This is a genomic window from Streptomyces sp. NPDC048636 (assembly GCF_040650655.1).
Taxonomy (GTDB): Bacteria; Actinomycetota; Actinomycetes; order Streptomycetales; family Streptomycetaceae; genus Streptomyces.
Map to the genome: position 1 here is coordinate 145,624 of NZ_JBEZHR010000003.1, position 20,071 is coordinate 165,694.

General features: G+C 72.2%; 18 protein-coding genes and 1 riboswitch. Of the genes, 8 read left to right on the forward strand and 10 right to left on the reverse strand.

All coding sequences use genetic code 11. The annotated features are described in order from the left end of the window. Positions 1–86 precede the first annotated feature (86 nt). Positions 87–252: riboswitch (cyclic di-AMP (ydaO/yuaA leader) on the forward strand. A 7-nt stretch (positions 253–259) separates the two neighbouring features. Next, positions 260–1,411, forward strand: coding sequence for an NlpC/P60 family protein (locus tag AB0C66_RS11230; protein WP_362435892.1), 1,152 nt, complete (start codon positions 260–262; stop codon positions 1,409–1,411). A gap of 185 nt (positions 1,412–1,596) precedes the next feature. Here the strand turns inward: AB0C66_RS11230 and AB0C66_RS11235 are convergent, their stop codons facing one another. Both AB0C66_RS11235 and AB0C66_RS11240 read right to left on the reverse strand, forming a co-directional pair. After that, positions 1,597–2,244: a L,D-transpeptidase gene (locus tag AB0C66_RS11235; protein WP_362435894.1), complete on the reverse strand. Its 648-nt coding sequence runs from the start codon at positions 2,242–2,244 to the stop codon at positions 1,597–1,599. Between the two features lie 233 nt (positions 2,245–2,477). Beyond that, the gene (locus tag AB0C66_RS11240) at positions 2,478–2,831 is read right to left on the reverse strand and encodes a hypothetical protein (RefSeq protein ID WP_362435896.1); all 354 of its coding nucleotides are present in this window, start codon (positions 2,829–2,831) and stop codon (positions 2,478–2,480) included. A gap of 358 nt (positions 2,832–3,189) precedes the next feature. Here AB0C66_RS11240 and AB0C66_RS11245 point away from each other — a divergent pair, with 358 nt between their 5' ends. From AB0C66_RS11245 to AB0C66_RS11255, 3 genes are all read left to right on the forward strand, one after another. Continuing rightward, positions 3,190–4,242 carry a C40 family peptidase gene (locus AB0C66_RS11245; RefSeq protein ID WP_362435898.1) on the forward strand — a complete coding sequence of 351 codons (1,053 nt, stop codon included), beginning with the start codon at positions 3,190–3,192 and terminating at the stop codon, positions 4,240–4,242. A gap of 331 nt (positions 4,243–4,573) precedes the next feature. Beyond that, positions 4,574–6,421, forward strand: a complete 1,848-nt coding sequence (locus AB0C66_RS11250; protein ID WP_362435900.1) for a DnaA/Hda family protein — start codon at positions 4,574–4,576, stop codon at positions 6,419–6,421. 69 nt (positions 6,422–6,490) lie between these two features. Beyond that, positions 6,491–7,477, forward strand: a complete 987-nt coding sequence (locus AB0C66_RS11255; protein ID WP_362435902.1) for a homoserine dehydrogenase — start codon at positions 6,491–6,493, stop codon at positions 7,475–7,477. Between the two features lie 260 nt (positions 7,478–7,737). Here AB0C66_RS11255 and AB0C66_RS11260 read toward each other — a convergent pair whose 3' ends face one another. Next, on the reverse strand, positions 7,738–8,199 hold the full coding sequence (locus AB0C66_RS11260) for a hypothetical protein (RefSeq protein WP_362435904.1): 462 nt from the start codon (positions 8,197–8,199) through the stop codon (positions 7,738–7,740). Positions 8,200–8,343: 144 nt separating this feature from the next. Beyond that, a complete protein-coding gene (locus AB0C66_RS11265) occupies positions 8,344–9,006 on the reverse strand; it encodes a TetR/AcrR family transcriptional regulator (RefSeq protein WP_362435906.1) in 663 nt (220 codons plus the stop codon). A gap of 87 nt (positions 9,007–9,093) precedes the next feature. Between AB0C66_RS11265 and AB0C66_RS11270 the strand changes: the two genes are divergently transcribed. Both AB0C66_RS11270 and AB0C66_RS11275 read left to right on the forward strand, forming a co-directional pair. Continuing rightward, positions 9,094–10,602, forward strand: a complete 1,509-nt coding sequence (locus tag AB0C66_RS11270; protein WP_362435908.1) for an FAD-dependent monooxygenase — start codon at positions 9,094–9,096, stop codon at positions 10,600–10,602. 81 nt (positions 10,603–10,683) lie between these two features. After that, complete coding sequence (locus AB0C66_RS11275) at positions 10,684–11,301, forward strand: lipoprotein (RefSeq protein ID WP_362435910.1); 618 nt, start codon at positions 10,684–10,686, stop codon at positions 11,299–11,301. A gap of 71 nt (positions 11,302–11,372) precedes the next feature. Here the strand turns inward: AB0C66_RS11275 and AB0C66_RS11280 are convergent, their stop codons facing one another. The 3 genes from AB0C66_RS11280 to AB0C66_RS11290 form a co-directional block, all read right to left on the reverse strand. Continuing rightward, positions 11,373–12,125 carry a response regulator transcription factor gene (locus tag AB0C66_RS11280; protein WP_362435912.1) on the reverse strand — a complete coding sequence of 251 codons (753 nt, stop codon included), beginning with the start codon at positions 12,123–12,125 and terminating at the stop codon, positions 11,373–11,375. Then, positions 12,122–13,393, reverse strand: a complete 1,272-nt coding sequence (locus AB0C66_RS11285) for a PspC domain-containing protein (protein ID WP_362435914.1) — start codon at positions 13,391–13,393, stop codon at positions 12,122–12,124. Before AB0C66_RS11285 ends, AB0C66_RS11280 begins: the two co-directional genes overlap by 4 nt. A gap of 74 nt (positions 13,394–13,467) precedes the next feature. Next, positions 13,468–15,219, reverse strand: a complete 1,752-nt coding sequence (locus AB0C66_RS11290; RefSeq protein WP_362435916.1) for a protein kinase — start codon at positions 15,217–15,219, stop codon at positions 13,468–13,470. Positions 15,220–15,377: 158 nt separating this feature from the next. Between AB0C66_RS11290 and AB0C66_RS11295 the strand changes: the two genes are divergently transcribed. Together AB0C66_RS11295 and AB0C66_RS11300 are read left to right on the forward strand one after the other, a co-directional pair. Beyond that, on the forward strand, positions 15,378–16,688 hold the full coding sequence (locus AB0C66_RS11295; RefSeq protein WP_362435918.1) for a PspC domain-containing protein: 1,311 nt from the start codon (positions 15,378–15,380) through the stop codon (positions 16,686–16,688). Next, the gene (locus AB0C66_RS11300) at positions 16,685–16,906 is read left to right on the forward strand and encodes a hypothetical protein (RefSeq protein WP_362435920.1); all 222 of its coding nucleotides are present in this window, start codon (positions 16,685–16,687) and stop codon (positions 16,904–16,906) included. Before AB0C66_RS11295 ends, AB0C66_RS11300 begins: the two co-directional genes overlap by 4 nt. Before the next feature lie 62 nt (positions 16,907–16,968). On the opposite strand, the gene AB0C66_RS11305 is transcribed toward AB0C66_RS11300, so the two are convergent. The 3 genes from AB0C66_RS11305 to AB0C66_RS11315 form a co-directional block, all read right to left on the reverse strand. Next, positions 16,969–17,547, reverse strand: coding sequence for a DoxX family protein (locus AB0C66_RS11305; RefSeq protein ID WP_362435922.1), 579 nt, complete (start codon positions 17,545–17,547; stop codon positions 16,969–16,971). A 178-nt stretch (positions 17,548–17,725) separates the two neighbouring features. Continuing rightward, positions 17,726–19,012 carry a hypothetical protein gene (locus AB0C66_RS11310; protein WP_362435924.1) on the reverse strand — a complete coding sequence of 429 codons (1,287 nt, stop codon included), beginning with the start codon at positions 19,010–19,012 and terminating at the stop codon, positions 17,726–17,728. Positions 19,013–19,131: 119 nt separating this feature from the next. Then, positions 19,132–19,923, reverse strand: coding sequence for a class II aldolase/adducin family protein (locus AB0C66_RS11315; protein WP_362436640.1), 792 nt, complete (start codon positions 19,921–19,923; stop codon positions 19,132–19,134). Between the last annotated feature and the right edge of the window lie 148 nt (positions 19,924–20,071).

The following is a 20,071-nucleotide window of genomic DNA, read 5'->3' on the forward strand; positions in this document are numbered from 1 at the left end:
AGGAGCCCCACGAGTTGGCTACCGTCCTGCGTCAGGCAGTCCGGACACCCGTCGGCGAACAGCGTCGGCACGGGCGGCCGCCGCCGAGTCCGGTCCCGCCCCACGGCAGCCGGAGCCGGGGACCCACACGTTCCACCGGGGTGAATCGGCCCGGGAGACGGCACCTCGTGTGCCGCCCGGACGGGCCGTAGGGCAGCCTTCCGTCCGCCCGAACCCGACAGCTAACCCGGTAGGCGGTCCACGGAAGGAGTCGCCTCCCTTGGCGTCGCACCGCAAACCGCGGGCCCGGATACCGGCCGCCGGTCAGAGCCGGCGGACCGCCGTCGGGCTCACCACGGCCGCCCTGGCCTCGGCCACCCTGCTCTCCCAGACGGCGAACGCCGCGCCGGGCGATCCCAAGCCCGCCACCCAGTCGATCGAAGAGGTCAAGAAGAAGGTCGACAGCCTGTACCACCAGGCGGAGAGCGCCACCCAGGGCTACAACGCCGCCAAGGAGCGGACCGAGACCCAGCGCGCCAAGGTCGACAAGCTGCTGGACACGGTCGCCAAGCGCACCGAGAAGCTCAATGAGGCCCGGCGGACCCTCGGCTCCCTGGCCGCCGCCCAGTACCGCAGCGGCGGTATGGCCAGCAGCACCGCCGCCATGCTCTTCTCCTCCGATCCGCAGGACGTCTTCGACCAGTCACACCTGATGGACCGGCTCTCCGGCCACCAGAAGAAGGCCGTCGAGGAGTTCCGGACGCAGCGGACGGAGGCGGCCAGGGAGCGCGGCTCCGCCACCAAGAGCCTCGCCTCGCTGACCTCCTCGCAGCAGACCCTCAAGGCGAAGAAGAAGTCCGTCCAGAGCAAGCTCTCCGAGGCCCGGCGGCTGCTGTCGAATCTGACCGCCAAGGAGAAGGCACGTCTCGCGGCGCTCGAGAAGAAGAAGCAGGAGGAGGCCCGGCGCAAGGCCGCCGAGCTGGCCGAGAAGCAGCGCAAGGCGGAGGCCGAGCGTCAGCGGCAGCAGGACGGGAACGACGGCTCCGGCTCGTCCACCCCGTCCAGCCCCGCGCCCTCCAACAGCACCAAGGCGGCGAAGGCCATCGCCTTCGCGCAGGCCCAGGTCGGCAAGCCGTACGTCTGGGGTGCCACCGGCCCCAACTCCTTCGACTGCTCGGGACTCACCCAGGCCGCCTGGAAGTCCGCCGGGGTCTCCCTGCCGCGCACCACCTGGGACCAGGTGAAGGTCGGGACGCGGGTATCGACCTCCGATCTCGAACCGGGCGATCTGGTCTTCTTCTACGACGACATCAGCCATGTCGGGCTCTACATCGGCGACGGGATGATGATCCACGCGCCGAAGCCGGGTGACGCGGTGAAGAAGGCGCCGATCACCGAGATGCCGGTCTATGGCAGCGTCCGCCCCGCCTGACCCGGCGAAGCCGGATCAGGCGGGGCGCCGCCGACGCGAGGCCGGGGGCCGCCAACGGCCCCCGGCCGACCCCGTGTCGCCGTGCCGGACCGCGACCGGTGACAGCGGTACCCGAGGCCGTCGCAGAAGACCGCGCCCCCGCCCCGGCCGGAGCCGGGGCGGGGGCGCGGTGGGGGGGTGACGGTTTACGTGCCGGGCTTGCGGCCGTAGACGTAGACGTCGTCGCCGTTCTTCAGCAGGCTCCAGTACTTCTTCGCGTCGGACTTGTTCATGTTGACGCAGCCGTGGGAGCCGGGCGGGGACCACACACTGCCCGCGATCGAGTGGAACGCCTGACCGCCGTCGAAGAACTGGCTGTACGGCATGGCCACGTTGTAGATCGTCGACCAGTGGTCGATGTTCCGCCAGTAGATCTTCTTCAGACCGGTCCTGGTCTCGTAGCCGTTACGCCCGGTGCGCACCGGCACCGGTCCGTAGACCAGCCGGGAGCCGTCCTGCACCCAGCTCAGCTGGCGGGTGAGGTCGACACAGGCGATCCGGCCCTTGTTGGTGGGGCACTTGCCCGCCGCGTTGGGGTTGTGGCCCGCCGCCTTCTGCGCGTTCTTCAGGCTCATCACACCCCAGGTGACGGGCCCGGCGTAGCCGATGGTCGGGCTGATGCCGTGGTTGATCTGGAACTTCTGGATCGCCAGACAGTCGGTGCGCGACTGCCGCCCGTCCACCGGGCGGCCGAGGTACTTCTCGACCTTCTTCTGGTACGGCCCGGTGTCCGTCGTACACGACGAAGCGGCCTGGGCCGGAGTGGCGAGGGCGACCGCGAGCGGCATCACCATGCCCGCGAGGCCCAGCGTGACTCCCGCACGCCGGATCCGCCTGGACCCCAACCCCCTGAAAAACCCAGGGCCCTTGTTCTCCTTGAGACCTCTGTTGGCCTCCACAACCCCCATTGCCCGCTCCCTCCGGCCGTCTTGTGCTCTTAAGACAGCTCGCGAGTGCAAACGGTTGCCCGCGAATTGATGTGCGTATCAAGCCGTTATCGAACAGGGGGCACGGTGCAGGGAAAGGATCAGGTCCACAGCACGGCGATGAAGATGTTCACCGTGGTGAGTGCACCCACCGCGCCGAACGCGGCCGACTCCACCTTCTCCTCGTCCCGTTTCACATAGACCAGACACAGGATCACGATCAACAGCGCCAGCTTGATCCCGATCTTGATGTTGTTCACGGCACCGCCGTCGGCCTGGTTCAGCCCGACCAGCGCCACACCGGTCACCAGCATGGTCAGGGCCCCGTGCAGCATTCCGGGGGTCATCCGCGCGGCGCCCGCACTCATCTGCTTCATCTGGGAGAGAAAACCGCCCAGCAGCGCGGCGATACCGACGATGTGCAGACCGACAAAGGCGTTGATGAGTACGTCCATACGCACGGACATTAGCGCCGCGCATAGCACCGCCTTTCACTCGGGTGGGCCCTGATCACGGCTTCGGTCAAGGCCACCACGCAGTGCCACTCACCCCGCGCGCACCGTGATCAGTCAGCGGCACAGGAACGATGAAATCCGTCCATTCCCGCGCATCACCCGGCACCGCCCCCGTTCCCCGGCCTAGCTTCCCCTCCAGATGGCGGTCCGCCCCCCGTCAGCGAGGGTCCCCGCCTCATGGGTGGGCCGCCATCTGCCCGAACGACCAGCCCCCGAACCATCAGCCAGTCCCCGAACGACCAGTCCCGAACCGTCAGTCCCCGAACCATCAGCTCAGCGAGGAAGGTGTACCGCCGCCGTGGCGTCGCACAGGAAGTCGCGCAGCGGGCCCAAGCGCTCGCTCGTCAGCAGCACCGCCCGGACGGCCGCGCTCCTCGCCCTCACCGGCGCCGCCTCCGCGACCGCCCTCGAGGGCACCGGGCACGCCGATCCCCACCTCACCACCGCTCAGGTGAAGGCCAGGGTCGACCAGTACCGGCTGGAGGCCGAGGAGGCCGCCGAGAAGTACAACGGCGCCCGGGAGAAGGCCGACCGGGCCCGGCGCGTGCTGGGCGACCTCCAGGACGAGGCCGCCCGCAGAACCGCCCGGCTGAACACCGCGCGCAACGCCCTGGGCGCGTACGCCACCGCCCAGTACCGTGCCGGGACCATCGCCCCCACCCTCCAGCTCGCCCTGTCCTCCTCCCCCGACCAGTACCTCCAGCGGGCCTCGCTCGCCGAGCGCGCGGCCGGGCGCCGGGCCGCGACGGTCACCGGGATCGTCCGCCAGGAGAAGGCGCTGCGCCGCGTACGCGGCACGGCGGCGAACCGGCTGGCCGAGTTACGCGCCTCGCAGGAGGCGCTCTCCCGCCATAAACAGGCCGTCGAGAAGAAGCTCGCCGCCGCCGACCGGCTCCTCGACCGGCTGACCGCCGAGCAGCGCCGCCGCCTGGCGGACCGGGAACGGCCCGCCGACCGGACCACCACCGGCTCCAGCGCCGCCACGACGGCCCCCGCCGCCACCGGCCGGGCCGCCCGCGCCATCGCCTTCGCGCATGGAGCCCTCGGCAAGCCGTACGTCTGGGGCGCCACCGGCCCCCACGGCTACGACTGCTCCGGGCTCACCCAGGCCGCCTGGCGCGCCGCCGGGGTCTCCCTGCCGCGCACCACCTACACCCAGATCAACGCGGGCCGCCGGGTCAGCCGCTCCCAACTGGCCCCCGGCGACCTCGTCTTCTTCTACTCGGGCATCAGCCACGTCGGGATCTACATCGGTGACGGCCGCATGATCCACGCCCCCCATCCCGGCGCCCCGGTCCGGGTGGCCCCGATCGACCAGATGCCCTTCGCGGGTGCGAGCCGCCCGGCGTAACGGAACGCGGCGTAAGGGAACCCCGCGTACGAGAACCCGGCGCAGGGCGCGTGGAACCCGCCGGGCCGCCGCCAGGCGGCGTGGAGCACCGACAGTCCGACGGCGACCGGCAGAACCGCCCCGGGCCGGACCCCGGCGTGGACGAGCACGATGCCGGTCACCAGGACCGCGAGGAATGCGGCGAGATCGGATCGCCGAGGAACGCTGTTCACTAGGATTGCCCTTTCCTGTCACGCCTCGTACGAGGCTGACTCCACTCTGGAACGGACCGGGCCCGTTGCGGGAGTCGGCACAGTTGCCGATCGTCCGCAACACCCGAAGGGGACGGGACATGGGGAGCCTTGAGCCTCTCGGCGGCGATCTGCCGGACGGGGCACTCGAGTTGGCGGCGGAGCTGCGACGGCTGTTCACCGGACTGGACGTGAGCGTGCGCCGGTACGCCGCGCGCCGCCATCGGGACGCCGGTTCGATATCCCGCTTCCTCAACGGAACCCGCATCCCCGCCTGGGAGTTCATCGCGGACCTGCTCACCGATGTGGCCGAGCACCGGGGCGGCGCGGCGACCCCCGAGACCATGGAGCACCTGCGCGGCCTGCACCGGCGCGCGCTGGCCGCCAGCGGATCCCCGCAGCACCGTGTGGAGCTGCTGGAGCAGCGGTTGGCGGAGGCCGACCGGATGGCCCGGCGGTCCGCCGTCCGCGAGCAGGCCCTGGAGAACGCGTTGCTGGACGCGCAACACCGCGCGGCGGATCTGGAGACCCGGTTCCGCCAGTTACAGGCCGCCGCCGACGACCGCGACTGGGCCCGCGCGGACGCCGAGGCCGCGCTGCGCGCCTACGAGGACCCGCTCGCCGCGCTGCGCAAGGAGCGGGACCAGCTCAAGGACCAGGTGGAGGTGTTGAGCGAGGAGCTGAAGGAGGCGCACACCCGCCGGATACGGGCCGAGCAGCGCTGCAACGACCTGGAGCGGCAGCTCGTCACGGCGGAGGAGGAGGCCCGCGCCGAGGCCGCGCGCGAGGCGCAGCAGGAGGAACAGGCGCAGACGGCCCTCACCGAAGCGCTGGAAGATGAGCTGCGGCGGCTCCGCCGCCAGATGGAGGGTCTGGAGGACCAACTCGAGGAGCAGACCGAGGACTGGGCCCCGGTGCCGGCGTACCCGAGCCGCCCGAACCGGCCCGGCACGGTGACGGCGGGCGGGCTGGACCGCCGCTACGCGTTCGAGAACTTCGCCGTCGAGCCCGCCAACCGCTTCGCCCACGATCTCGCCGTGGCCGTGGCCGAGGTGCCCGCCCAGAACTACAACCCCCTCTTCCTCCACGGTGACCACGGGCTGGGCAAGACCCATCTGCTGCACGCCATCGGCCACTACACGCGCAGCCTCTATCCGCGCACCCGGCCGCTGTACCTCGACGCCTCTCGGCCGGACGGGACGCTCGACCTCCCCGAGATGGACATGCTGCTGCTCGACGACATCCAGACGCTGGACGGAGGTCTCGAGCCCGGTTCCGTACGGCGTCAGTGGCTGAAGCACCTCCTGGAATCCCTGCTGGCCGCCGAGAAACAGGTGGTCCTCGCCTCCTCCCGCCCGCTGCGGTCGTTGCGGCTGGATCCGGATCTGCGTGACCTGCTGGCGGGCGCGCTGCCCGTCGGCATGGGCGTGCCCGACCTCGAGACCCGCCTCGCGGTGCTCCGTACGAAGGCGGAGCGGGAGCGGCTCGACGTCCCTCCGGACGTCATGGAGCTGATCGCCACCGCCGCCGGCCGGAATATCCGGGAGCTGGAAGGCGCCCTGGTCAGGGTGACCGCCTTCGCCAATCTCAACCGGACCCCGGTGGAGCTCACCCTCGCCCGGATCGTGCTCGACGAGAAGGCCCGTGGTCTGGGGGCGGAGATCACCGGTGAGGACATCATCCGTACCACCGCCGAGTACTTCGGGCTGACCGTCGAGGAACTGCGCGGCCCCGAGAGGGCGCGTGTCCTCGTCATCTCCCGGCAGATCGCGATGTATCTGTGCCGCGAGCTGACGGAGTACTCCGTGCCGACGATCGCCGCTTTCCTCGGCGGCCGCGACCCCAGTGCGGTCCTCAACGCCGACCGGAAGATCCGCGCCCTGATGAGCGAGCGCCGCTCCATCTTCAACCAGGTCACGGAGCTGACCAGCCGCCTGCTCTTCAGCTGACGGCCGCTTGAGCCGAACGCGGCCCGGAGCCGCCAGGTGGACCGGATCCGCCCGGTGGAGACTGGGGCCATGTCCAACCAAGCCACGGTGGTGCTCTCGGGCTACGGCCCGGTGGGCCGGGCCTACGCCGACCGCCTCCTGACCGCGTCCGGCGACACCTCGCCCCGGCTCGCCGCCATCCGCACCAGCGCGGCCGAGCGCACCGCGCCGGAGCTGCCCCCGGGCCCGCTGCCGCCGCTCGCCGAAACCCTGGAGCGTACGGGGGCGGTGGTGCTGGCGCAGGCGGTGCCGTCCTCCCCGGCGGTACGCGAACAGGCCGCCGCCGACGCGCTGCTCGCACTGCACCGTGGGGTCCATGTCGTCTCCGCCACCAAGAGCCATCTGCTCAGCCACTGGGCCGAGTTGGGCCGGGCGGCGGCCGAGGGCGGGGCGCTGATCCGGATCTCGGGGGCCACCGGGGCCGCGCTGCCCGCAGCGGACATGGCCAGGACCGGGGTACGCGGCCTCGGCTGCCACACCCTCCGCGCCTGCCCCACCGGCACCGCCACCTTCGTCCTGGACCGGCTGACCAGCGGTGATCCGTTCCCCGCCGCCGTGGCCGAGGCCCGGCGGCGCGGGATCGCCGAGGCCGATCTGTCGGCCGACCTCTCCGGCGCGGACGCCGCCACCAAGGCGCGGCTGCTGGCGGCCCTGCTGTGGGGCTGGGACGCGGCGGCCGTGCGGACCTACACCGGCGGCGCGGGGATCGGCGAGAGCACGGCGGAGGCGGCCCGCGCGGCCGCCGCGCGGGGCCACCGGCTGCGGGCGGTCGCGACCGCCTCGGCCGATGAACCGCTCCTGGTCCGGGTCGGGCTGGAGGAGACCGCCCCCGGCGACCCCCTGTACGCGCTGAACGGTCCGGAGAAGGCCGTGGTCTACGGCTGCGAGGCGGGCGACATCACGGTCAGCGGCGGCGCCTCGAGCCCGCTGGGGGCGGCCCTCGCCATGGTCAAGGACACCCTCGACGTCGCCGTACCGAAGGGTTTCGGCTTCGGTCTCGGCCTCGGCCTCGGCTGATCCACTCCCCCCGTGCGGGCTCCCGGCTCCCCCTCGGGCTCCCTCCCCACCAAGCCCCACCGCCCCGGGCTCCGCCCGGTCGCCCGCGCAGCTGCGCGCCGGGCCCGGCCCCGGGGGTACGTCGCCTCGCGGGCACGCGGGCACGCGGGCACGCGGGCCGCCCGCCCGCGCGACCGGCCCCACCCCCGCGGGGGCGAAGCCAACGGCAGCGGGGCCCGCCGTGGCCACCCGGCGCCGCCGGCCAGGGCCCGCGCGGCGGGTCAGCGGCGGACCGTGTCGCCCATGGCGCTGGTGCCCGTGGCGCTGTGGGGCGGGCCGGACGGCAGGCCCGGGGGTGCCTCGCCACGGGCGAACGACGACAGCCGGGTGCTCTGTTCGGCACCTCCGGCCGACCGGAGGGTGACCCGGTCACCGGTCAGATCGGCCACCGCCGTACACAGCGTCATCAGCGGGTCGGCGCCACGCGCCGTCCGGTGGACACCGTCCGGCAGCGGCGCGGCCGTCAGCGCGTCCAGGAACCACCCCGTCGTCGGCTCGGCGGACGGCTGCCGCAGACGGGACAGCGCCTCGCCGCGCGCCGCGCTCTCCTCGTACTGCCCCGGATGGCGCGTGGCGGACGCGCCCTCCGGCCCCGCCTCCGCCACGTCCAGCGGCGGCAGATGGCGCAGATGGTCGGTGTGCCAGTGCAGCGGTGGCTCACCGGCGGCGGCGCCCGCCTCCACTGCGCCGCAGCGGAAGAGCCCGGGCGATGGCCAACGGCCGCACAACGTAGGCGAGGTGCTGGGAGATCGACGAGTTGGGGCGAACGACGACGCCGGGCACCAACGGGCTGCCGCCGAGGTCGGAGTTCGCCCCGCCGACGCTGGTCACCGCCCGGCGGGACGCGCCGGTGGGGGCGTGAACGCGGTCGCGAGGCCGTTCTCCAGGAGTGCGAAGGCGCGCTCGGCGTCGCGGACGGCGTCCGGGTAACGCGCGTCGGCGGTCGTGCCGGAGGTCACGCGCTCGAAGTTGTCCATGGACAGCGTCCATTGGACGGCGACGAGCTGGACGGCGGCCACGCGGGCGACGAGGTCCGGCGCTTCCGTGGTGTCACGCAGAGCCTCCGCGAGGGTTCGTTCACTGGTCGTCCTGAAGCGCTGCATGCGGTCGACCAGGGCCGGGGTCTCGAAGATCAGCCCGGTGAGCGCGCGGATGTCGGGGTGGTCGCTGAGGCCGGTGATGGGGTCTTGGCGGCGCAGTCCGTCGAGGAAGTGCGCGCGGAGGGCGGCCGGCGGGGTGGTGTGCGGCGGGCGGGCGCGGACCACCCGCGCGGGCTCGGTCTCGTGGTCGGCCAGCCGGTGCACCACAAGGTCTTCCTTGGCCGGGAAGTAGGCGAAGAGCGTGCGCTTGGAGACCTCGGCGGCCTCGGCGACCTGGGCCACCGAGACCTGGCCGAAGCCGTGCTCGAGGAAGAGGGCGATCGCGGCTTCGGAGATCGTCGTACGGGTCCGCTGCTTCTTGCGCTCACGGAGTCCGAGCTGGTCATTCACGTTATCCACAGTATCAGGCACACTGCACTTGGTAGATTTCTGCACCTGGTATATTTTTCTACCGAGTGAAGAGCGAAGGAGAGCGTGATGGCGAAGATCGAGACGGATGTCGTGATCGTGGGCGCGGGCCCGACCGGGCTGGCGCTGGCGCATGAGCTGGCGCTGGGCGGGGTCCGGGCCGTGGTGCTGGAGCGGCTGGCGGAGCGGTTGAAGCAGGTGAAGGGCGGGACGATCCAGCCGCGTACGGCGGAGATGCTGGAGCTGCGGGGGCTGTTGGAGCCGATGCTGAAGCGGGCCTCCCCCCGGGATGATTCGGCGACCGGGCACTTCGCGATGCTGCCGGTGGAGCTGGACTGCACCCCCTGGGACACCGCCCACCCGCGCCCGATCGGGCTCCCGCAGTGGGAGATCGAAGAGGTGCTGGAGGAGCGGGCCACCGCGCTGGGCGCACAGGTGCGGCGCGGTGTGGAGGTCACGGCGGTGGAGCGGGACGACACCGGGGTGACGGTGACGTCGGCGGACGGCCGGAGCGTCCGGGCGCGGTACGCGGTGGCGTGCGACGGCGGCCGCAGCACCGTGCGCAAGCTGCTGGGCGCGGCGTTCCCGGGCCGCCCGGGGACGTATACGGCCGTTCTGACCGACATCCGGCTGTCGTCGGTCTCCGCGTTGGTGCCCGCCACGCTGGGGCACATCAGCACGCTGACCCGGCAGACGGACGAGTACTGGACGATGATGGTCCCGCTGGGCGAGGGCAAGTACCGGTTCACCTTCGGGCACCTGACGGCGCCGGAGACCGACCGGGACACGCCGGTCACCGAGCAGGAGGTCGCCGAGGCGCTGCGGGCGGTCTTCGGCGAGGAGACGGTGCTCGCCGGGGTGGACAACTCCTCACGGTTCACGGACGCCACCCGGCAGGTCGAGAGCTACCGCGCGGGCCGGGTGCTGTTCGCCGGGGACGCGGCGCATATCCATCCGCCGCTGGGCGGACAGGGGCTGAATCTCGGCGTGCAGGACGCGTTCAACCTGGGCTGGAAGCTGGCGGCGGCGGTGCGGGGCGAGGCGCCGGACGGGCTGCTGGACACGTACCACGCCGAGCGGCATCCGGTGGCGGCCCGGGTACTGCACCACACCTCGGCCCAGCGGGCCCTGTCCAACCCGTCCCCGAGCCCGGATGTGACGGCGCTGCGCGAGATCCTGACCGAGCTGCTGCGGCTGCCGGACGCCAACCGCCAGATGGCGGGGCTGATGTCGGGGCTGTCCCTGCGCTATGAGCTGCCGGGCACACATCCGCTCACCGGCGCACGGCTGCCGGACGCCGAACTGTCGGTCTCGGGCGAGGAGATACGGCTGTCGGAGCTGTTCGGGGCGGGGCACGCGGTGCTGCTGGACCTGGCCGGGGTGGTCCCGGCGGAGACGCGGCTCCCGGAGCGGGTGGACCTGGTCCGGGCGCGGACTCTCGCTACTGCACCGGCGGCGGCCGCCCTGCTCATCCGCCCGGACGGCTATGTCTGTTGGGCCGCCGGCGACGCCGAGACCTGCCGTGCGGAACTGCCCACCGCCCTCGCCTCGCTCCTGGGCGGAGCGCTCGGCGCATAAGGGCGAGCACATGGCGCACGACATCGGATACGCTGCGGCGAATTTTCGAACGATCGTGCACTCAGGTGGGGATATACCGAAATGCGGCATGCGTGGCGGTTGGTGGCGGGGGCGGTCGGCGCCATGGTCCTGGCGGGGGCGCTGACCGGCTGTCTCTTCGAGACGGACAAGGACGGCGAGGCCAAGGCCCCAAAGGGCCCGAAGCTGGGCGACAAGGGCACCGCATGTGAACTGCCGGTGCGGTTCAGCCTGGAGAAGTCCTGGAAGGCCAAGGCGGTGGACGAGGCGGTCCAGAAGCAGATCGGCCCGCTCGCCAAGCAGGGCTCGGTGACCCTCGTCTGCGAGATCGACGCAAAGCCCGCAGGGCACATCGGCTTTATGCGCATCATGACCGGCACCAAGGGCACCGCCGCCCCCGGCGGCACCTCGCGGGCCCTGATGAAGGAGTTCGTGGCCGACGAGAACTTCGAGAGCAAGGTCAGGCTCCGCGAGGTCAAGGCCGGTGATCTGCCCGCCACCGAGGCCAGCTACTCCGTCACCGACCTGTCCGCCGGAGCGGTCCTGCCCCAACGCGCCCTCGCGGTGATGACCGAGCGCGGCGGTGTGGTCATCGAGCTCGGCGGCATCGACGCCGAGGAGCACAAGGCGATGCTGCCCGCCTTCCGGTTGGCGAAGAAGACCCTGGAGAAGACGGGCTGACGGGCCCGCGACGGCCCGCCCGCCCGGCCCCTCGGACCGGATGGCGGCCCCTCGGACCGGACGGCGGGCGCTCAGACCAGACGGCGGGCCGTCGCCCAGCGGGTCAGCTCGTGGCGGTTGGAGAGCTGGAGCTTGCGGAGGACCGCGGAGACATGGCTCTCGACCGTCTTCACCGAGATGAACAGCTGCTTGGCGATCTCCTTGTAGGCGTAGCCACGGGCGATCAGGCGCAGCACCTCGCGCTCGCGCTGGGTGAGGCGGTCCAGGTCCTCGTCCACGGGCGGGGCATCGGTGGAGGCGAAGGCGTCGAGGACGAAGCCCGCGAGACGGGGCGAGAAGACCGCGTCACCGTCGGAGACCCGGAAGATCGCGTCGACCAGGTCGGTGCCGGTGATCGTCTTGGTGACATAGCCGCGGGCGCCGCCTCGGATGACACCGATGACGTCCTCGGCGGCGTCCGAGACGGACAGGGCGAGGAAGCGTACCGGGCGCTCCGGGTCGCTCATCAGGGCGGCGCTGCGGCGCAGCACCTCCACGCCTCCGCCGCCGGGGAGATGGACATCGAGCAGGACCACCTCGGGGCGGGTCGCACCGATCACGGTGACGGCCTGGTCGACATCGGCGGCCTCGCCGACCACCTCGACGCCGGTGCGCTCGGTCTCACCGATCTCGGCCTGGACGCCGGTGCGGAACATCCGGTGGTCGTCGACGAGCACCACACGGACGCGGCGGGCCGGTGCGCTCCCGTCGGCACCCGAGGCGCCCGTGGCGCCGGTCGCGCCCGTCGCGCCGCTGTCGTGGGTGCCGCCCGTCGCCTCGGTCATGTCGTCGCCCTCTCCATCTCCAGCTCCACTTCCGTGCCCCCGTCGGGCGCGGACCTCAGCCTGGCCGTGCCGCCGTGCCGCTGCATCCGGCCGATGATCGACTCACGGACGCCCATCCGGTCCTCCGGCACCGCGTCCGGATCGAAGCCGGGGCCACGGTCGCGCACGGAAATGAAGACCTTGGTCTCCTCGACCTCGGCGTAGACCTGGACGGCCCCGCCCTCGCCACCGTACTTGGCGGCGTTGACCATCGCCTCGCGGGCGGCCTGGATCTGCGCGCCCAGCCGCTCGTCCAGCGGGCAGTCGCCGACGACCACGACCTCGATCGGAACGCCGTGGTAGTCCTCGACCTCGGCCGCCGTCTTCTTCACCGCCTCGGCCAGGGTGTCCGGCTCCTCGTCCTCGTCCTTGCCGGTGCCCTCGGGTTTGTAGAGCCAGGCGCGCAGCTCGCGCTCCTGGGCGCGGGCCAGCCTGGCCACCTCGCGGGAGTCCTCCGCGTTCCGCTGGATCAGGGTGAGGGTGTGCAGCACCGAGTCGTGCACATGGGCGGCCACCTCGGCCCGCTCCTGGGCGCGGATGCGCATCAGCCGCTCCTCGGAGAGGTCCTGGGTCATCCGGATCACATACGGGCCGACCAGCAGCGCGATGCCGACGAGCACGGCCAGGGCGGCCTGGAGCACCGCCCCCAGGTGTTTCGCCGATCCCTGGAGCACCACGATGCCGGTCACCCCGGCCCCGACCAGCAGCACCCCGGCCGCGCCCCGGGCCAGCGGCAGGACCCGCTTGCTGCGGCTGAGCTCGACCCACTGGGCCCGCCGGGCGTTGTCCGCCTGCCGCCAGAAGAGGGCGACACCGGCGCCGATCAGCAGCAGCGGCCAGATGTAGGTGTTGGCACGGCCCAGATGGAACCCCTGGACGAAGATCGCCATCCCGACGAGGAGGGCGAGCAGCGCGAGGATCTGGCCCTTGTCGGGTCTGCGTGCCGTGATCCGGCGGCGGCCGTCCGGGCCCTGGGTGATCAGCGGGCGGGTGGTGGTCTCCACCCCGCCGACGCCGAGCGGGACGACGAACCAGAAGAGGGCGTAAACCAGGGCGCCGAAGCCCTCGGCCATGAACAGCGCCACGAAGACGATCCGCACCCAGGCGACCGGCAGCCCCATGTGCCCGGCGAGCCCGCGCGCCACACCGCCGAGCAGACGGCCCTCGGCGCTGCGGTACAGCTTGCGCGGGGGCGGCTCGGCCGGAGTGGTCGGGGGCGCGGCGGTCATGCCCCGATCGTCACACGGCCGGGGCGGCGGCGGTATCAGGGTCGCCCCTGATCATTCCCCCAATGACCGGAGGGTCACTTGTGGACGAAGCCCTCGCGGACCACGTCGAAAATCGGGCGGTACTTCGCCCACTCAGCGTCCGGTGCGCTCAGATAGATCGCGTACTGCTTGTCGCCCTCCTTGCCGAAGCCGAGGTCGATCGCGCGGTAGAGCTGGGGGGAGGTCTGGCCCAGGAACCTCATCTCCCATACGGCGGCCCGCTCGCCCCGGAACTTCGTCGACTGGAGGCGCAGGCGGGAGTATTGCGCGAATGTCTCCTGGAACTTGCCTTCGAGCTCCTCGAAGTGTGAGACCTGGTCCTTGGGCGCGAGGTCCAGGACGTCGATCTGCAACCGGGCCCGCTTCTGGGAGTCCAGGTAGATGACCTCCTGGGTGCCGTCGACCGGGCCGTCGGGGTCGGTCTCGCTCCTCCGGTTCCAGCCGTCGGGCACCGGGAAGGAGACGCCGAGCTGGTCCTCCTTCACCACGTGGTAGCCCTCGGGGGTCGGCGGCGGGGTGTAGGCGGGCTGCGGGGTGTTGTGGGGCGCCGAGGAGACGGTGGTGTCGTCCCCCGAACCGCCGGGCAACTCCTTGTCCAGTCCGAAGACGTAGACACCGGCCGCGACCGCCACGACGGACAGCGCGGAACCCACCGCGATCCACCGCGACCTGCGGCTCTTCTTCGGCAGGGGCGTGGACCCGGAATCGCCGTGTGCCGGGCCGGAGTCCGGATGTCCGGGACCGGGGGGCGCGAACGGCGCTCCCGGGGCGGGCGCGAGGGCGGAGTTGGGCGGCGTGTGGGACGCGTGCGGCGTGGGCGGCGTATGCGGCGTGTAGGACGCGGGCGGCGTATGAGGTACCGACGGCGTACCGGGCGTACCGGGCGTCGCCGTCACATGGGTGGTGGACCCTGACGGCGTCTCACCCGGCCCCAGGCCGAATCCCGGCAGCGACAGCGCGCTCGTCTCGGCCTCCGAGGCCGGGATCCGCAGCGCCCGCTCGGTGTCCTCGGCAGTCGGCCGCTCCCCGGGCTCCTTCGCGAGCAGCGCCTCGATGAGCGCGGTCAGCGGCCCGGCCTGGGTCGGCGGGTCCAGCGGGTCGACGGCGATGGCGTAACCGGTCTCGATGGCGGTGGCCTTGCGGAACGGAGTTCGCCCCTCGACCGCCTGATAGAGCGTCGCGCCCAGCGCCCACAGGTCGGAGGCGGGACCGGGGGTGCGGCCGCGCACCCGCTCGGGGGCGATGTAGTCGATGGAGCCCACGACCTCACCGGTCTTGGTGAGGGTGGAGGTGCCGGTGGCCATCGCTATGCCGAAGTCGGTGAGCACGACCCGGCCTTCGGGGCCGAGCAGCACATTGCCGGGTTTGACGTCGCGGTGCAGGACGCCCGCCGCGTGCGCGGCGCGCAGCGCGGCGATCATGCCGCGGCCGATGCGGGCGGCATCGGCAGGGGAGACACTTCCGCCGTCCTTGAGCACATCGGCGAGGGTGGTGGAGGGCACGTACTCCATCACGATGCACGGCAACCCCTCGTGGTCCACGACGTCATGGACCACCACCACATTGGGGTGGGTGATACGGGCCGCGCTGCGTGCCTCGCGGCGGGTGCGCTCGTGCAGCGTCGTCAGTTCGTCGTCGCTCAGGTGCATCGAGACATGCAGCTGCTTGACCGCGACCTGCCGGCCCAGCAGTTCGTCCTCGGCGCGCCACACCGTGCCCATGCCGCCACGGCCGACCTTCTCGACCAGCCGGTAGCGACCGGCTATCAGCCGCCCTTCCTCCGACACGCGTTCCCCTCCCGCTTACCCGGCCCGGCAGCCGCTACCGCGTTTCCCGCATATGTTCGATGGGCCACGATAGCCGCAGCGGCCTCCGGGTCGATCTCAGGGAAGCCCCAGGGTTGTGCCGGATACCGTCGCGCGGGCCGTCTTGTCACCATGGCCATATGACCGATACACCCACCGTGGCGGGGGATGGCATGCCCGGCCCCCGCGACACGCGCACGCAGCCACCCCTGAGGCGCAGTCGTGACCACAAAGTGATCTCCGGGGTATGCGGCGGGCTCGGCCGGTTCTGCGATCTGGACCCGGTGATCTTCCGTGTGGTGCTGTCGGTGCTCGCCGTCGCGGGCGGTCTCGGTCTGATCGTGTACGGCTTCTGCTGGCTGCTGGTCCCGCTCCACGGCGAGGAGGAGAACGAGGGGCGCAAGCTGCTCTCCGGCCGGGTGGAGGGGCCGGGGCTCACGGCGGTGCTGGTCGCGCTGGTCGGCTGTGGGCTGTTCCTGTCCATGCTCAACGAGGGCAGCGTGATGTATTTCGCGATCATGCTGAGCCTCGCGGCGTCGGGCGGGGCGTACTGGTCGCACCACCGGCGTCAGGCGGAGAGCGTGGGCGCGGTCGACCCGGCCACGGCGCAGGCGGTCGCGGACGCGCCGCCCGAGACCCTGGCCCCGCCCACCCGGGGCGGCCCGGGGCCCTCTTGGTGGCGGGATCCGATCGTCAAGGACGGCACCACCGGACCGGTGGGCGCCACCTCGGGCTATCTGTGGGGCCCGGCGGACGGTCCGGACGAGGCCAGTGCGTACGACCGGGTCAAGGACGCGATGGCCGACCGCGCCCGCAGAATGCGCGAGCGGGGCTCGATCGGCGGCCGGACCTTCGTGGTCGCGGTCGCCGCCGGGGTGCTGGGCGCGCGGCTGATGTGGTCCGGCCATCCGCTCGGCACCAGCCTGGAGGTCGGATTCGCCGCCGCGCTGGGGGTCTTCGGGCTCGCGATGGTGATCGGCTCGCGGTATGGCAGGACCGGTTCCGGCACGGTGCTGCTCGCGGTGATCACCTGCGGGCTGCTGGCCGGGGCGGCGGTGCTCCCCAAGTCGGTGACCGCGGACTGGTCGCGCCGGACCTGGGCGCCCGCCTCGGCCGCCGCCGTGCGGGACGGCTATGAGGTGGGCGGCGGAGTCGGTGAGCTGAAGCTGCACCGGCTGTCGCTGAGGGAAGGCACCACGGTGACCACCAGGGCCGAAGTCGGCGCGGGCAAGCTGGCGGTCACGGTGCCGCGGGACGCCCGCGTGGAGCTCAGCATCCATGTCGGCCTCGGGGACATCCGGCTGCCGGGCGAGGGCAAGAAGGACGTGGACATCGAGCCGAACCGGGACCGTCGGGTGACGCTGACCCCGGCCGGAGGCGGGAAGCCGCACGGCACGCTGAGGCTGACGCTGGAAATCGGCCTGGGGAATGTGGAGGTGACGCGGTCATGAGGAAGCATCCGTTCGAACCGGGCAAGCTGGTCGCCGGGCTGGTGATGCTCGGAGTGACGCTCGCCTACGCGATGGACGCGGCCGGGAAATGGGACGTACGGCCGCTGGTGCTGCTGCCGCTGGCCGGGTTCGGGCTCTGTCTGGCCGGGGTGGTGTCGGCCCTGACGTACGGGGTGCGCAGGCGGGGACGGCGAACGGCCGAGGGCGAGACGCCCTGACCGCACCCGGGACGGACGCGGACCTGGCCCCGGACGCGGGCCGGTGGTCCCGGCGGGCGCCGCTACATGAAGATCTGCGAGCCCTGCCTGCGGCGGCGTTTGGCGATCGCCACATCCAGTGACAGATAGGGCGCACCGGCCAGCACCAGCGGCAGCCAGGCCATCAGATACGCCAGGTCGTTGCCGTAGTAGTACGGCTCGGTCTGCCAGCTGACCGTCAGCCACAGGCTGAGCGAGATCATGGCCCCGCCGAACGCGGCCAGCCGGGACAGCAGCCCGACCAGGACGCCGAGGCCGACGGCCAGTTCGCCATAGGCGATGGCATAGCCGAAGGCGGAGGGGTCCTTGAGACTCTGGTCGATCAGCCAGGGCAGCGCCGAAGTGTCGCGGACCTGGCTCATCAGCGCACCGATCGAGCCGTTCCCGCTGTCGGCCAGGAAGGTCGGATCGGTGAGCTTGTCGATCCCGGCGTAGACGAAGGTGACGCCGAGGAAGAGCCGCAGGGGCAGCAGCGCGTAGTGGGCTGCCGTGGCGCGCACCCCCACCGGCCGCCCGCCCAGCCCGCCCATGTCGCCGACGCCGTTCACACTGCCCGCGCTGCCCGCGGTGCCGCTTCCGACCGCACGATCCGCATGCCTCATGACGACTGCCTCTCCCGTTGACGACTCAACGATTCCATACGGAGAGGAAGGACGATATGACTCAGACAGGATCGGGACCGCGGACGGTCATGCGGACGGTCATGCGGATTCCCGGACGGTCACCCGGAGCCCGGCCGGAATCCGGACGGTCACCCGGAGCCCGGCGGAACCCGGTCGGTCAGTCGAGTACGTCGATCAGATAGCGGTTGGTCTCGGCGCCCGCCGCCGTGACCACCTGCACCTCCACCCGGCCCGGCTCCACGTCCACCGGCACCGGCACGGTCAGCGCGGTGTCCGTCGGATTGCCGAAGCCACCCGCCACCGGCACCAACGGCACATGGACGTGGACCGCGCCGATCCGGACCACCATCCGGGCCAGCCGGTCCGGGTCCTGGGCGCCCGGCGGCACAAAGCCGTTGCCGCGGATCTCGATGTCGTCGCCGGTGCGGATCGGGGCGTCGCGGTCGAAGCCGCCCTCCTCGGGGCGGACCCGCACCACCGACAGCACGGTGGGCCGTCCGCCCTCCGCGTACTTCCCGGCCAGGTACATCAGGGCGGAGACGATCGCCAGCAGGGCCAGCCCCCACGGCAGATCGGGCAGCCGCCACGGTTCGCGCGCCAGCCGGACGGCGGTGAAGGCCAGCGCGGCGGTGTGGACCACGACGTACTGCGCGTCCGCGAAGCTGCCGCGCCCCGCGTCGTCGGTGAGCAGATCGGCGGCGCGCGGCCGGACCGCGCGCACCTTCTGGAGCCGCTGCGCCCGTACCCGGGCGGCCACCACCAGCCGGGCCATCACCGCGGCCAGACAGGTGACCGCGGTGACGGTGAGCAGTCCGGCGACACCGCCGAGCGCGAGCCCGTCGGTCAGCCGGGGCCGGTCGCCCGGGTCCAGGGCGAGTTCACCGCCGAGGACGAGCACCGCGAACACGGCGAACGCCAGCCAGCCGGCGGCGACCGTACGGGAGGTGGAGAGCCGGTTGTCCTCGCCGACCAGCGGGGCGAGCGGTCCGCCGGAGGCGCGGTGCAGCCGGGCGGCGAGGGTCAGCAGGACGGCGGTGACACCGGCGGCCGCGATCCCGGCGGTCCTGGCCACCGACCAGCCGGTGCCGAGCGCGGTGGCCAACTGCCCGATCAGCAGCGCCGCCACCCCTCCCCACACCACCAGCAGGGTCCGCCGCCACACCGCGTCGCGCCACGCGGTGCACTCGGCGCGGCCGCTGTCGACGACCGTGCGGGCGGCCTGGGCGAGTTCGTCCGAGACCCACTGCCGGGAGGCCCCGGCGGAGTGCGCGAGCGCCGCCGGAAGGCCCTCTCCGGCCGCGTAGCGCTCCCGCATGGCCACGAAGGCGGCCACCGCCCTGCGATGGCCCTCACGGGCGCCCTGGGGGCATTCACAGCCGGTGTGGCCGGTCCCGTGCGAGGGCCCCTCCACCGTCGTGGCGTTCTCCGCCGTCTCCACCGCCACGCGGGTCGCTCCGTCGTTCGCTCGTACTGTTTCGGCACCGCCGTTCGGATTCCGGACCGGGCCGGACGGCGCCAACTGTCATGTGGTGAGAGGGAATTGTGCCGCACCCGAGGCGGGCGTCAGGACAACAGGTCCGGCTCGGCACGGGTGATCTGGAGATACAGCGGCTGATAGTTGATCCACGCCACAAGATCGTTCCCAAGCTGCTCATGGAGCCGCGTCGCGTCCTCGTCACCGATGGGCACCGGTTTGCCCGCGGCCTTCGCGGCGAGCTGCGCCTGGCACGCGCGCTCCATGGTGATGAACCACCACGCCGCCGCGTCGACCGAGTCGCCGACGGTCAGCAGACCGCGATTGCGCAGGATGAGGGCCTTGTGGCCGCCGAGCGCGGCGGCGATCCCGCGCCCCTCGTCGTCGTCCACGACCACCCCGGTGGGGGCGTCGTAGAGCGCGTGGTCGCCGAAGAACGCGCACACCTCCTGGTTGATCGGCTCCAGCGGCTCACCGAGCGAGGCCAGTGCCCGGCTGTGCACCGAGCGGCTGTGCGCGACGGCGACGGCGTCCGGCCGAGCCCGGTGCACGTGGGAGTGAACGACGAACGCCGCCTGGTTGACGTGATAGCGGCCCTCGACCACCTGGCCCGCCTGATTGACCAGGATCAGATCGCTCGCGGTGATATGGCCGAACGGCATTCCGAAGGGGTTCACCCAGAAGCATTCGGTCAACTCCGGGTCGCGGACGGTGATATGGCCCGACACCCCCTCCTCGTATCCGTAGCGCCCGAAGAGCCGCAGCGCGGCGGCGAGCCGCTCCTTGCGATGGCGCCGCTCATCGGCGAGGGAGGTGTGCTGCGGCGGCATGGTGATGTGCAGCTGGTCGGTGGGTATCGGCTCGGGCGTCGGCCGGGGCATCGGCAGGGGGCTGTTCATCGGCGGCTCGCTCACTCCTCGCGCTCCTGGGGGCTCGCAGCGGAAGCTACCTCCGGGTAGAGCGGGAGGCCAGAGCCGTGACCGACAGGTTGTGTGCGCGGTGGGCGGAAACGGCGACGCCGCCGCCCGG